At 69.9% G+C, this 13451-nt stretch carries 12 protein-coding genes and 1 pseudogene; 9 read left to right on the forward strand and 4 right to left on the reverse strand.

Going from position 1 to position 13451, the window contains the following annotated elements; all coding sequences use genetic code 11:
• Positions 1-262 (forward strand): annotated as a pseudogene (locus RT323_RS02880) (DNA polymerase III subunit delta); the annotation flags it as partial.
• 60 nt (positions 263-322) lie between these two features.
• Here the strand turns inward: RT323_RS02880 and rpsT are convergent.
• Complete coding sequence (gene rpsT / locus RT323_RS02885) at positions 323-583, reverse strand: 30S ribosomal protein S20 (protein WP_313404858.1); 261 nt, start codon at positions 581-583, stop codon at positions 323-325.
• Positions 584-728: 145 nt separating this feature from the next.
• Here rpsT and RT323_RS02890 point away from each other — a divergent pair, with 145 nt between their 5' ends.
• Both RT323_RS02890 and lepA read left to right on the forward strand, forming a co-directional pair.
• Positions 729-1070, forward strand: coding sequence for a hypothetical protein (locus RT323_RS02890; RefSeq protein WP_313404860.1), 342 nt, complete (start codon positions 729-731; stop codon positions 1068-1070).
• 46 nt (positions 1071-1116) lie between these two features.
• Complete coding sequence (gene lepA / locus RT323_RS02895; protein WP_313404861.1) at positions 1117-2973, forward strand: translation elongation factor 4; 1857 nt, start codon at positions 1117-1119, stop codon at positions 2971-2973.
• A gap of 115 nt (positions 2974-3088) precedes the next feature.
• Here lepA and RT323_RS02900 read toward each other — a convergent pair whose 3' ends face one another.
• On the reverse strand, positions 3089-4024 hold the full coding sequence (locus RT323_RS02900) for a hypothetical protein (protein ID WP_313404863.1): 936 nt from the start codon (positions 4022-4024) through the stop codon (positions 3089-3091).
• 267 nt (positions 4025-4291) lie between these two features.
• Here RT323_RS02900 and RT323_RS02905 point away from each other — a divergent pair, with 267 nt between their 5' ends.
• The 5 genes from RT323_RS02905 to RT323_RS02925 are packed head-to-tail and all read left to right on the forward strand — an operon-like array spanning position 4292 to position 11051.
• The gene (locus tag RT323_RS02905) at positions 4292-6127 is read left to right on the forward strand and encodes a long-chain fatty acid--CoA ligase (RefSeq protein ID WP_313404864.1); all 1836 of its coding nucleotides are present in this window, start codon (positions 4292-4294) and stop codon (positions 6125-6127) included.
• Positions 6128-6166: 39 nt separating this feature from the next.
• Positions 6167-7285 (forward strand): radical SAM family heme chaperone HemW, encoded by a 1119-nt coding sequence (gene hemW, locus RT323_RS02910; protein ID WP_313404866.1) that lies wholly within the window; start codon positions 6167-6169, stop codon positions 7283-7285.
• Between the two features lie 38 nt (positions 7286-7323).
• On the forward strand, positions 7324-8775 hold the full coding sequence (locus tag RT323_RS02915; RefSeq protein WP_313404868.1) for a basic amino acid/polyamine antiporter: 1452 nt from the start codon (positions 7324-7326) through the stop codon (positions 8773-8775).
• A 22-nt stretch (positions 8776-8797) separates the two neighbouring features.
• The gene (locus tag RT323_RS02920; RefSeq protein ID WP_313404870.1) at positions 8798-10048 is read left to right on the forward strand and encodes an arginine deiminase; all 1251 of its coding nucleotides are present in this window, start codon (positions 8798-8800) and stop codon (positions 10046-10048) included.
• Complete coding sequence (locus RT323_RS02925) at positions 10041-11051, forward strand: lysylphosphatidylglycerol synthase domain-containing protein (RefSeq protein WP_313404872.1); 1011 nt, start codon at positions 10041-10043, stop codon at positions 11049-11051. The genes RT323_RS02920 and RT323_RS02925 overlap by 8 nt, the downstream gene beginning before the upstream one ends.
• Here the strand turns inward: RT323_RS02925 and RT323_RS02930 are convergent.
• Together RT323_RS02930 and RT323_RS02935 are read right to left on the reverse strand one after the other, a co-directional pair.
• Positions 11038-11871 (reverse strand): DUF3097 domain-containing protein, encoded by an 834-nt coding sequence (locus RT323_RS02930; protein ID WP_313404874.1) that lies wholly within the window; start codon positions 11869-11871, stop codon positions 11038-11040. The genes RT323_RS02925 and RT323_RS02930 overlap by 14 nt on opposite strands.
• Positions 11864-12292 (reverse strand): hypothetical protein, encoded by a 429-nt coding sequence (locus tag RT323_RS02935; RefSeq protein WP_313404875.1) that lies wholly within the window; start codon positions 12290-12292, stop codon positions 11864-11866. Before RT323_RS02935 ends, RT323_RS02930 begins: the two co-directional genes overlap by 8 nt.
• A 111-nt stretch (positions 12293-12403) precedes the next feature.
• Between RT323_RS02935 and hrcA the strand changes: the two genes are divergently transcribed.
• A complete protein-coding gene (gene hrcA / locus RT323_RS02940) occupies positions 12404-13420 on the forward strand; it encodes a heat-inducible transcriptional repressor HrcA (protein WP_313404877.1) in 1017 nt (338 codons plus the stop codon).
• Positions 13421-13451: the final 31 nt, after the last annotated feature.

Here is a 13451-nt window from a genome sequence, read left to right on the forward strand (position 1 = left end):
CGGCCTGCGCCAGCTGGCACGGGTCGCCACAGCCGCCCCGGGCCTGCGCGACGCCGACCTCGCCCGCGAGATCGGGGCCCCGCCGTTCAAGATCCGGTCACTGCGCCAGAGCGCCCGCGGCTGGGACGAGGCCTCGCTGCGCCGGGCCCTCGAGGCGGTGGCGCACGCCGACCTGCAGGTCAAGGGCGGCTCGGCCGAGCCCGGTCACGCGGTCGAGCGGATGATCATCGACATCGCGGTCGCGCGCAGCCGCGCGTCGTAGCCCACGCCGGCATGTGAAAAAGCCCCGCACCCATCGGGTGCGGGGCTCGTTCGGCGGAACTCAGAGCGAGGCGGCCTTCTTGGCGATGGCCGACTTGCGGTTCGCAGCCTGGTTCTTGTGGATGACACCCTTGCTGGCAGCCTTGTCCAGCTTCTTCGTGGTGTCGGCGGCGAGGGTCTTGGCCTCGTCGGCGTTGCCCGCCTCGACGGCGGCCTGGAAACGGCGAACGGAGGTCTTCAGCGCCGAGCGCACCGACTTGTTGCGCTCGCGCGCGGCCTCGTTCTGCCGGTTGCGCTTGATCTGCGACTTGATGTTCGCCACGGCAAACCTGTTCTTTCGTCGTTCCGTTTGATGTAAGTCTTGGTCGCGTCCGAGCCCGTCGTACGGTGGGCTGGACACGCAATCGTCAATGCTACCAGCGTCGGCACCTCGTCCTCAAATCCGCACGCGGACGTACGATGCGCACGTGCAGCTCTTCTACGACATCCTCGTCTGGGTCCACATCGCATGCTGGGCCGCGGCCCTCGTCCTGTGGGCGATGTCCCTGCGGGCCCCGCGCGTTCCCCGGGGCATGGCCCACGCGGTCGCGACGGCCCTCGTGATCGGCATCGTGCTCACGGGCATCGGCTCCGCCAGCGAGGCGGTCCACGACCCGAACAACGCCAAGGTCGGCCTCAAGCTCGTCATCGCCGCCGCTGCCACGGCGATCGCGTTCATGAAGCAGAAGCTGCCCGCTCCGAACAACTGGGGCCACGTCGTGGCGGCGCTCGTCGTCGTCAACGTCGTGATCGCGTACGCCTGGCGCTGATCCGTTGGTCACGACCGGTTCGCCGGTCGTGGACAATGGAGTCACCATGACGCGCCCCACCCCCGCCCCGAGCCCCGGCGAGACGCCGCCCGAGCTGCTGCGGAACTTCTGCATCATCGCGCACATCGACCACGGCAAGTCGACGCTCGCCGACCGGATGCTGCAACTGACCGGCGTCGTCGACGAGCGTGCCGCCCGCGCCCAGTACCTCGACCGGATGGACATCGAGCGCGAGCGCGGCATCACGATCAAGAGCCAGGCCGTGCGGATGCCGTTCACCAAGTCCGACGGCGACGACGACGGCACGACGTACGTGCTGAACATGATCGACACGCCCGGGCACGTCGACTTCACCTACGAGGTCAGCCGCTCGCTCGAGGCGTGCGAGGGCGCGATCCTGCTGGTCGACGCCGCCCAGGGCATCGAGGCCCAGACGCTGGCCAACCTCTACCTGGCGATGGACGCGGACCTGCACATCATCCCGGTCCTGAACAAGATCGACCTGCCCGGCGCACAGCCCGAGAAGTACGCGGCCGAGATCGCCGGCATCATCGGCGGCGAGCCCGACGACGTGCTGCGGGTCTCGGCCAAGACGGGCCAGGGCGTGCAGGAGCTGCTCAACCTGATCGTCGACGAGGTCCCGGCCCCGAAGGGCGACCCCGACGCGCCGCCGCGGGCGCTGATCTTCGACTCGGTCTACGACACCTATCGCGGCGTCGTCACGTACGTCCGCGTGGTCGACGGGAAGCTCAGCCACCGCGACAAGATCAAGATGATGTCCACCGGCGCCGTGCACGAGATGCTCGAGGTCGGCGTCATCAGCCCCGAGCCCGTGAAGGCCGGCCACCTAGGCGTCGGCGAGGTGGGCTACCTCATCACCGGTGTGAAGGAGGTCCGCCAGAGCCGCGTCGGTGACACGGTCACCGCGGCCGGCCGACCGGCCGAGCAGGCCCTCGGCGGCTACCAGCACCCCAATCCGATGGTGTTCTCCGGCCTGTACCCGATCGACGGCGACGACTTCGCGACCCTGCGCGACGCCCTCGAGAAGCTGCAGCTCAACGACGCCGCACTCGTGTACGAGCCCGAGTCGTCCGGTGCGCTGGGCTTCGGGTTCCGCATCGGCTTCCTGGGCCTGCTGCACCTGGAGATCGTGCGCGAGCGGCTCGAGCGCGAGTTCAATCTCGACCTCATCTCGACGGCCCCGAACGTCGTGTACCGCGTGAAGCTCGAGGACGGCAGCGAGCACACCGTCACCAACCCGAGCGAGTACCCGAACGCCGGCAAGATCGCCGAGGTCTACGAGCCGGTCGTCTCGGCCACGATCCTCGCGCCGTCGGACTACATCGGCACGATCATGGAGCTGTGCCAGGCGCGGCGCGGCCAGCTCGGCGGCATGGACTACCTGTCCGACGATCGCGTCGAGATCCGGTACACGCTGCCGATGGGCGAGATCATGTTCGACTTCTTCGACGCGCTGAAGTCGCGCACCAAGGGCTACGCCTCGCTCAACTACGAGCTCTCCGGCGAGCAGGCCGCCGACCTGGTCAAGGTCGACATCCTGCTGCAGGGCGAGCCCGTCGACGCGTTCAGCGCGATCGTCCACCGCGACAGCGCCTACTCGTACGGCGTCGCGCTGGCGGGCAAGCTCAAGGAGCTCATCCCGCGCCAGCAGTTCGAGGTGCCGATCCAGGCCGCCATCGGCGCGCGGATCATCGCCCGCGAGAACATCCGCGCGATCCGCAAGGACGTGCTCGCCAAGTGCTACGGCGGCGACATCAGCCGCAAGCGCAAGCTGCTCGAGAAGCAGAAGGAGGGCAAGAAGCGCATGAAGATGGTCGGCCGCGTGGAAGTCCCCCAGGAGGCGTTCATCGCCGCGCTCTCGACGGGCGAGACGAAGTCCTGACCCGGTTCCGCGGCTCTCGCGCTCCTTCTCCACTTTTGGACGCAGATCCACGCCCGTGTGCTCGTCGCGGGTGGATCCGCGTCCAAAAGTGGAGAGCGGGCGCCCTAAGCAGGGTTCAGGCCTTCGGGTCGCGGGCGAGCTCCGCGAGTGCCCACGGCGCGAACCGCGGCGCCGGTCCTTCGTAGCTGCGCGACACCAAGGCTCGCCACACCCTGCCGATGAGGTTCGCCGGCCGGTCGAGATCACCCGACACCACGACGATCACCAGCCAGCCGTCGGCCTCGAGCGCCTCGCGTCGCAGGATGTCCTTGCGCCGCTGCGAGGCACTGCGCTCGTGGTACCAGCCGTCGTACTCCAGCACGATGCGCCATCGCTGCAGCACCAGGTCGCCGCAGCCGAGGTGGTTCCCGAACGCGTCGAAGATGTCGGCGTTGATCTCGGGCTCCGGCAGTCCCGCGAGGGTCAGCACGAGCCGCAGGTCGGTCTCGCGGAACGACCGCACGCGCTCGCGGACCCGGCCGGCGTTCGTCCGCGAGCGGCGGACGCCGTGGAGGTGGCGCCCCCACGCGTAGGCCGCGAAGTGCTCGGGCGTGGTCAGCGCGGCGGCGACCAGCGCATCGGCGATCCGCACGATCTCGAGGTGACTGAGCATGATCGCGGCGTTCACCCGGCAGCGGTCGGGTGCCAGGACGGGGATGCCGTCGATCCGCTGGGCGCGCAGGGGAGCTTGGCGACGGTGCAGCCCGATGCCGTCGAGCCGGCGTCGCAGGACGGTGTTGGTGGACCAGTGCCGCGTCGTCGAGTCGAGGTCGATCCCGTGGAGCTGAAGGCCCGTGAGGTGACTGACCGCTGCGTCGCCCGGCATCACCAGCAGGTCGGCGCGGAGCATGAACCGCAGGTCGCGAGGAACTCCGGCGACGGCCCACACGCCGTGACCGCGGTGCAGGAGATCGAACCCGGGCCCCTCGAGCATCCGGCGGGTGATGCCGAGCGCGGTGGCCTCCGATGTGCGGAACGGTCGGCCGTGCAGCCCGTCGGGGATCGCGCTCATGGCCCGAGCGTCGCCCCCGCACGAGTCGGACGACAGGTCTTGATTGGTGCCTGTGGACGGCGGAAGCCGACCGCGGGCGCCTGTGCACTCCACTTTTGGACGCTGATCCACGTCCCACGGTCCGAATCGCGTGGAACCGCGTCCAAAAGTGGGAAAAGGGCTGCGGCGGCGACCCGCTGATCAGCCCAAACCTTCCCCGGGGGACCTACGCGCGGGTAGGGTGACGGGCATCACAATCCGTGCCGCCGTCCCCCGGGAGAATCCCTCATGGCTGTGTCCACTGCCGAACAACTCAAGATCGTCGAGAACCGCGCCAGCACCGTCGGAGAGCTCTTCTACGGACGCGTCGAGGCCTCCGGTCCGCGCGAGGCCTACCGGTACCCGGACGAGAACGAGAACTGGATCTCGCTGACCTGGACCCAGACCGGCGACAAGGTGTCGCGGATCGCCGCCGGCCTCGTCGCGCTCGGCATCGAGCCCGAGCAGCGCGTCGCGATCGCGTCGGGCACCCGCATCGAGTGGATCCTCTCCGACCTGGCCACCAACGTCGCCGGTGCCGCGACGACCACCGTCTACCCGACGTCCGTCGCCGACGACGTGTCGTACATCCTGTCCGACTCCGACAGCCGCCTCGTGTTCGCCGAGGACGACGAGCAGGTCGCCAAGCTGCGCGAGAAGCGCTCCGAGTTGCCCAGCGTCTCCAAGGTCGTGGTCTACGAGGGCGAGACCGACGGCGACTGGGTCATCTCGCTCGACGAGCTGATGGAGCTCGGCGAGAAGTACCTCATCGACCACCCCGGCATCCTCGAGGAGCGCATCGCCGGGACCGGCCCCGAGTCGCTCGCCACGCTGATCTACACGTCCGGCACGACGGGCCGTCCCAAGGGCGTGCGCCTCGTGCACGACAACTGGACGTACGAGGGCGCGGCCGTCGCCGCGCCGGGCTCGCTGACCGAGGACGACCTCGAGTTCCGCTGGCTGCCGATGGCCCACTCGTTCGGCAAGGTGCTGCTGACGTCGCAGCTGACGATCGGCTTCCCGTGCGCCGTCGACGGCCGTGTCCCCAAGATCGTCGACAACCTCGCGATCGTGAAGCCCACCTTCATGGGTGCGGCTCCCCGCATCTTCGAGAAGGCCTACGGGCGCATCGTCGGCATGATGGTCGAGGAGGGCGGCGCGAAGCTCAAGCTCTTCCGCTGGGCCGAGAAGGTCGGCCTGCAGGTCTCGCGCCTCGAGCGCGCCGGCAAGCCCGTCCCGGCGGGCCTGCGGTTCCAGCACCGCCTCGCCGACAAGCTCGTCTTCAGCAAGGTCCGAGAGCGCTTCGGCGGGCGAGTCCGCTTCTTCGTCTCCGGTGCGGCCGCCCTGTCGACCGACATCGCCGAGTGGTTCCACGCCGCCGGCGTCCTGGTCATGGAGGGCTACGGCCTCACCGAGACCTCGGCGGGCTCGTTCGTCAACAGCCCGGACGACTTCCGCATCGGCAGCGTCGGCAAGCCCTTCCCGGGCGTCGAGGCCAGGATCGCCGAGGACGGCGAGGTCATGATCAAGGGCCCGAACGTCATGCGCGGCTACCACAACCTCGAGGGCGAGTCGGCCTCCGCGCTGACCGAGGACGGCTGGCTCGCGACCGGTGACATCGGCGAGATCGACCCGGACGGCTTCCTGCGGATCACCGATCGCAAGAAGGACCTGTTCAAGACGTCGGGCGGCAAGTACGTCGCGCCGTCGCACATCGAGGGCGCGTTCAAGGCGATCTCCCCGCTGACCAGCCAGATGATCGTGCACGGCAACGACCGCAACTTCTGCTCGGCGCTCATCACGATCGATCCCGACGCCGCCGCGGCGTGGGGCGAGAACCATGGCATGGCCGGCAGGCCCTACGGCGAGATCGTCGCGTCCGACGAGCTCAGGGCCGAGATCGCGGGACACGTCGAGCAGCTCAACGCCAAGCTGAACCGCTGGGAGACGATCAAGAAGTTCGCGATCCTCGACCACGACCTCTCGATCGAGTCCGGTGAGATCACTCCGAGCATGAAGGTCAAGCGCCGCGTCGTCGAGCAGCGCTACGCCGACATCCTCGACGGGTTCTACGCCGACGCCTGAGCGACCCCCGCGTCACGAGCGCCACGTACCCTTGGGTGCGTGGCGTTCGGCATCTACCTGCACGTGCCGTTCTGCTCCGTGCGGTGCGGCTACTGCGACTTCAACACGTACACCGCCGACGACCTCGGCGGCCCCGACGTGCTCGGTGCCTCGCGGGCGACGTACATCGATGCGGCGCTGGGCGAGCTGTCCCTCGTCCCCGAGCGCACCGTCGACACGGTCTTCGTCGGCGGCGGCACGCCCACGCAGTTGCCCTCGGCCGACCTGGTGCGCTTCCTGCGTGCCGTCGACAACCGGCTGGGCCTGGCCCCGGGCGCCGAGGTCACCACCGAGGCCAACCCCGACAGCGTCACGCCGCAGTCCCTGGCCGAGCTGCGCGAGGGCGGGTTCACCCGGATCTCGTTCGGCATGCAGTCCGCGAGGCCGCACGTGCTGGCGATGCTCGAGCGCACCCACGACCCCGAGCGCGTGCCGCAGGCGGTCGCGTGGGCGCGCGAGGCCGGCTTCGAGCAGGTCAGCCTCGACCTCATCTACGGCTCGCCGACCGAGACGATCGAGGACTGGCGCCACACGGTCACGGCCGCGCTGGAGATGCGTCCGAACCACATCAGCGCCTACGCCCTGATCGTCGAGGACGGCACGGCCTTCGCGCGCAAGGTGCGTCGCGGCGAGGTCGTGATGCCCGACGACGACGAGACCGCCGACAAGTACCTGCTGGCCGACGACCTGATGAGCGCCGCCGGGCTGTCGTGGTACGAGCTGTCGAACTGGGCGCTCGACGAGGCCGCGCAGTGCCGCCACAACATCGGCTACTGGAACGGCGGCCAGTGGTGGGGTGTCGGGCCCGGCGCGCACTCCTTCGTCGACGGCGAGCGCTGGTGGAACGTGAAGCACCCGGGCGCCTATGCGCAGCGGCTCATGACGGGGGAGTCCCCGCGGATGGACGGCGAGCGACCGGATGCGGCCGCTCGCCACCTCGAGGACGTCATGCTGCGGATCCGCCTGGCCGAAGGGATCGAGACCGAGCTGCTCGGGGACGCGGGTCACCTCGTCGACGCGGGGTGGCTCACGCCCGTCGGCGACCGCATGGTGCTCACGCGAACCGGGCGCCTGATGGCCGACCGGGTGGTGCTCGAGGCGGTACAGGGCCTCGATTAGGCCTGTCCGTGGGGGCGCGGCTGCGCTACGTTCGCCACATGGGGGATGCGGACGGCATGACCACGCCCGTCGCGACCGACGTCAAGAAGGTCACCCGGCCGGTCCTGACGGCCATGGTGATCGGCTCCATGGTGGGTGCCGGGGTCTTCTCCCTGCCCGCCCGGTTCGGCACCGCCACCGGCGTCGCCGGCGCCCTCATCGCCTGGACGATCGCGGGCACCGGCATGCTCATGCTGGCGTTCTGCTTCCAGACGCTCGCGATCCGCAAGCCCGACCTGGACTCCGGTGTCTTCATCTACGCGAAGGCGGGCTTCGGCGACTACGCCGGCTTCAACTCCGCCGTCGGCTTCTGGGCCAGCACGATGGCCGGCAACGCCTTCTACTGGGTCTTCATCACGGCCACGCTCGGCGCGTTCTTCCCCGACTTCGGTGACGGGGACACGCTGCTCGCGGTGGGGCTCTCGACGGTGGGCGTCTGGGTGTTCCACTTCCTCATTGCCCGCGGGGTGCGCGACGCCGCGGTGATCAATCGCATCGTCACGATCTTCAAGATCCTGCCCATCGTGGTGTTCATCGTGGTCCTGGGCGTGAGCTTCGACGCGACCACCTTCGGCGACAACTTCTTCGCCTACGACGACCTGGGCTCGATGACCGAGCAGGTCAAGAACACGATGCTCGTCACGACCTTCGTCTTCATCGGCATCGAGGGGGCCAGCGTCTACTCCCGCTACGCCCAGCGGCGCGAGCACGTGGGCCAGGCGACCGTGCTGGGGTTCCTGAGTGTGCTGGCGATCTTCTCGCTCGTGACACTGGTGTCCTACGGCGCCTTCGGCCAGACCGAGATCGCCTCGACCCGGCAGCCGTCGATGGTCGGCCTGTTCGAGCAGACGGTGGGTCCGTGGGGGGAGTGGTTCATCAGCGCCGGCGTCATCGTGTCGGTCCTGGGGGCCTACCTCGCCTGGACGCTGATGGCGGCCGAGGTCGCCTACATCCCGGCGCGCAGCAACGACATGCCACGTTTCTTCGCCCGCGAGAACGCAGCCGGTACCCCGATCACGGCCTTGATCGCGACGACGGTCGGGGTCCAGGTGCTCCTGGCCGTGACGCTGCTCGTCGACGACTCGCTCAACTTCATGCTGGACCTCACCACGAGTCTCGCTCTCGTCCCGTACCTGCTGGCGGCGGCGTACGCGCTCAAGCTCACCCTCAGTGGCGAGACGTACGAGGACGACTCGTCCGACCGGCGCAAGCACCTGGTGTTCGCGGGTCTCGCCTCCGCCTATGCGATCTTCCTGTTCTTCGCGGCGGGCCTGGAGTTCCTGCTGCTGTCGTGCCTGCTCTACGCGCCCGCCGCGGTGCTGTTCGTCATCGCGCGCCGCGAGCGCGGCCTGCGCGTGTTCACCCCGGCCGAGCTGGCCCTCTTCGTGGTCATCGTCGCCGGCGCGGCCATCGCCCTGTACCAACTGCTGACCGGTGGCATCGTGTTGTGATGTCCCGACCCGAAGGAGTCCCATGACGCAGCCCTCCGACGCCTACGGCGTCCATTCCGAGGTCGGCCGCCTGCGCAAGGTGCTGGTCTGCGCGCCCGGCCTGGCCCACGAGCGGTTGACGCCGTCGAACTGCGACGACCTGCTGTTCGACGACGTCCTGTGGGTGCAGAACGCCCAGCGCGACCACCAGGACTTCGTCGACAGGATGCGCGAGCGCGACATCGACGTGGTCGAGCTGCACGACGTGCTGTCGACGACGATGGCCGACCGCACCGCGCGGGCGTGGCTGCTCGACCGCAAGATCGTCGCCAACGAGGTGGGGATCGGCCTCGTGGAGGAGACCCGCGGCTACCTCGACGAGCTGCCGGCGGACGAGCTCACGAAGTTCCTCATCGGCGGCCTGTCCACACGTGACCTCCCGCGTGAGCTCGCGCCGGGCTACCGCGCCCTGGTTCGTGAGGCGCACGGCGGCCACGAGTACCTCATGCCGCCGTTGCCGAACACGCTCTACACGCGCGACACCACCTGCTGGGTCCACGGCGGCCTGACGCTGAACCCGCTGTACTGGGCGGCCCGTAAGGACGAGACGCTCCTGATGAAGGCCATCTACGAGTTCCATCCCGACTTCGCCGGGTCGAAGGTCTGGTGGGGCGATCCTGAGGTCAACTGGGGGACCGCCACGGTCGAGGGCGGCGACGTCCTGGTGCCGGGCAACGGGGTCGTGCTGGTCGGCATGAGCGAGCGGTCGTCGCGTCAGGGCATCACCCAGCTGGCGAAGGCGCTGTTCGACAAGGGCGCGGCCGAGAAGGTCATCGTCGCCGGCATGCCGAAGCTGCGCGCGGCCATGCACCTGGACACGGTCTTCACGTTCGCCGACCGCGACGTGGTCACGATCTACCCCGAGATCGTCAACACGATCCACGCGTTCACGATCCTGCCCGGCGAGGGACTGCCCGGCATCGAGGTCATCGACCATGAGGACGCGCTGTTCGTCGATGTCGTCGCGGAGGCCCTCGGGGTCGAGAAGTTCCAGATCGTCGAGACCGGCGGCAGCGAGTACGACACCGAGCGCCAGCAGTGGGACAGCGGCAACAACCTCGTCGCGTTGGAGCCGGGCGTCGTCATCGCCTACGACCGCAACACCCACACGAACTCGCTGCTGCGCAAGGCCGGCATCGAGGTCATCGAGATCGTCGGGGCCGAGCTCGGACGCGGCCGCGGGGGCGGGCACTGCATGACGTGCCCGATCATCCGCGACCCGCTCGATGCCTGACGCCGGACCACGCCGCCGCTGGGTGCGGCTCGTCCTGATCGCCGTCCTGCTGGTGGTCATCGTCGTGGTGATCCGCGGGCTGCTGGGCGACGTCGACTGGCAGCAGGTCCGCACCGCGATCGCGAAGCTGGCGCCGTGGCAGTTCGCCGTCCTCGTGGTGGGGCTGCTGCTGCGCCAGTTCCTCAACGCCCTGCCCCTCGCACTGTTCATCCCCGGGTGTCCGCCGGTGCGGGCCATGCAGAACGACCAGGCGGCGATCCTGATGACCACGGTCGCGCCCCCGCCGTCGGACGTCGTGCTGCGACTGGCGATGTTCGGGTCATGGGGCATCCCCGCGCCGGCGGGCCTGGCGGGCACGGTCATGAACACCGTGACGTTCTACGTCGTGAGGTTCGGTGCGCCGCTGCTGGGCATCGTGCTGATGCTCGCGCTGGGCACGTTCCACCTCGGCGAGTTCGTCCCCGCCGTGCTGAGCGGATCGGTGAGCGCCGCCCTCCTGGCCGTCGTGTGGCTCGCGTTCCGCGGCGAGACCTTCACGGTGGGGCTCGCCCGTCGGCTGGCGCGCCTCGTCGCGAGGATGCGCAGGGGGGTCGACCCCGGCGCGTGGGCGGCCTGGGCGGCCGACTTCCGGGGCCGCGTCGTCGACCGCGTCCCCTGGGCGCTGCCGCGCTCGGTGCTGGCCCTCGTCGCGATGGTCGTCGTGGACGCGGCGCTGATCGTGGCGTCGCTGCGCTTCGTCGGGGTCACCGCGGCGGAGGTCCCGGCGATCGAGGTGCTCGTGGCGTTCCTGGTCGCCTACCCACTGACGCTCTTCCCGTTCTCCGGCCTGGGGATCCTCGACGCCGTCGTCGTGGCGACGCTGCTGGCGATCGAGGCCGGCGCCGACGAGGCCGAGCTCGTGGCCGGGTTCGTGATCTGGCGCTCGATCACGATCGCCGGGCCGCTCGTGCTGGGGCTGCTCTCGGTGGGGCTTTGGAAGCTGCAGCTGGTCAGGGCGAGGTGACGAAGTCGATCAGTTCCTCGACCCGGCCCAGGAAGGCCGGCTCGAGGTCGGTCCACGAGTCGACGCGGCCGAGGATCGCCTTCCAGGCCCGCGCGATGTCCGCCTGATCGGCGTGCGGCCAGCCCAGGTGGGCGCAGATGCCCTTCTTCCACTCCACGTTGCGCGGGATCGTCGGCCAGGCGTCCATGCCCAGGCGCTGGGGTTTGATCGACTGCCACACGTCCACGTACGGGTGGCCGACCACGAGCAGGTGCGGGACGTGGGCGACCTCGTCGGCCAGGCGCTGCTCCTTCGAGCCCGGCACGAGGTGGTCGACCAGCACGCCCAGGCGCCGCTCGGGCGTGGGGCCGAAGTCGCGGACGATCGCGGCGAGGTCGTCGATGCCGTTCAGGTACTCGACGGCGACGCCCTCGGCTCGCAGGTCGTCGCCCCACACCTTCTCGACCAGCTCGGCGTCGTGGCGTCCCTCGACGTAGATGCGGCTGGGCAGGGCGACGCGGGCGCGGGTGTCGGCCGCGACGCGCGAGCCGGATGCCGTGCGGGTCCTCGCGGCGGGGCCCTTCGGCGTCGGGGCGACCAGGACGACCGGCTTGCCCTCGGCCAGGAACCCGGGACCGAGCGGGAACACCTTGCGGCGCAGCCGCCGGTCCTCGAGCTGGACGGTGCCGAGGTCGCGCTCGACGCGCATGATCTCGCCGACGAACCCGGTCGAGACCTCCTCCACGACGAGCCCGAGGTCGGCGGCCAGCTCGGTCGAGCGGCCGTTCCTGGGCTGCCGCCAGTCGCCCGAGAGGACGTCCGAGCCGTACCGGTCAGCCATGGCCGAACCACACCCCCAGCAGTCGCTGGTGGTAGGCCTCGACGTCGTCCTTGGAGCCGCTGTCGAGGGTCGTGTCGACGATCAGGCCGATCGCGAGGTCGACGGCTGCGGGCCAGGACTCGGGGACGGTGGCCGGCACGTCATCGGTCACGAGCGCGCCCAGCGCGACCTCGGGGGAGTGGCCCGGGCGGGTGACGACCATGACCAGCTCGCCGCCCTGCGGTCCGTCGCCCAGGTGCGACAGCTCGACGAACGCGTCCCCGACCTCGGTGGCCCACACCGAGGCCATCGTGCCGCCGCGGGACTCGTGGGAGACGGTCGAGCCGTCGGGGGCCGTGACCTCGTAGGGCGTGTAGACCAGCACCCGGTCACCGTCGACGACCTCGATCGCGCCGTCCCGGCGCACTGACACCTCGCTCACCCGGACAGGGTGCCACCTCGCGCCCGGCGGTTCACGGAGGCGCACCGGCCCCACGGGTCCGCCGGTAGACTGGCACCCGACCGGGTCGAGTGCCAATGCGGGAGGTGACCGATGATCGAGGACCGCCGGCTCAACGTGCTGCGCGCGATCGTGGAGGACTACGTCGCCACGCAGGAGCCCGTCGCCTCCAAGGCCCTGCTGGAGCGACACCAGCTGGGCGTCTCATCGGCGACGATCCGAGGCGACATGGCCGCGCTCGAGGACGACGGGTACCTGACCGCGCCGCACACCAGCGCTGGCCGGATCCCGACCGACAAGGGCTACCGGATGTTCGTCGACCGGCTGACCGAGGTGAAGGCCCTCTCGACCGCCGAGCGCCGGGCGATCGAGACCTTCCTGTCGGGCGCGATCGACGTCGACGACATCGTCACCCGCAGCGTCAAGATCCTGGCCCAGCTGACCAACCAGGTCGCGATCGTCCAGTACCCGTCCCTGACCCGCTCGACGGTGCGCCACGTCGAGCTCGTGGGCCTCGACGGCGCGCGCGTGCTGGTGGTCGTGATCACCAGCAGCGGTCGCGTCGAGCAGCGGATCGTCGAGCTCGGCCAGGCGCCGGGCGAGCAGCTGCTGGCCGACCTCAAGTCCCGCATCGTCCGCGCCACGCTGGGCGAGCGGCTGCCCGAGGCGTCGCTGCGGCTCGCCGAGCTGATCGACACGTTCGCCGTCGACGACCGCCCCGTGGTGTCGTCGATCGTCACCACGTTGGCCAACACGTTCTCGAACGAGCGCTCCGACGAGCGGGTCGCCGTGGGCGGCACCGCCAACCTGGCCCGCTTCGGCGCCGACTTCGACACCTCCATCCGTCCCGTCCTGGAGGCGATGGAGGAGCAGGTGGTGCTGCTGCGCCTGCTCGGCGAGGCCACGAACGGTCCGCTCGTGCGGATCGGCCGCGAGACCGGACGCGACGACCTCCTCGGCACGGCGGTCGTCTCCACCACCTACGGGGCCGATGGCGAGTCGCTCGCGCAACTCGGCACGATGGGCCCCGCCCGCATGGACTACCCCGCCACGATGGCCGCCGTCGGAGCCGTCGCCCGTTACGTCGGGCGCATCCTCGCCGACGGCTGAGCCCGCACGACCACGCGAAAGAGAAGAGACC

The organism is Aeromicrobium sp. (genome assembly GCF_032084975.1).
Classification (GTDB): Bacteria; Actinomycetota; Actinomycetes; order Propionibacteriales; family Nocardioidaceae; genus Aeromicrobium.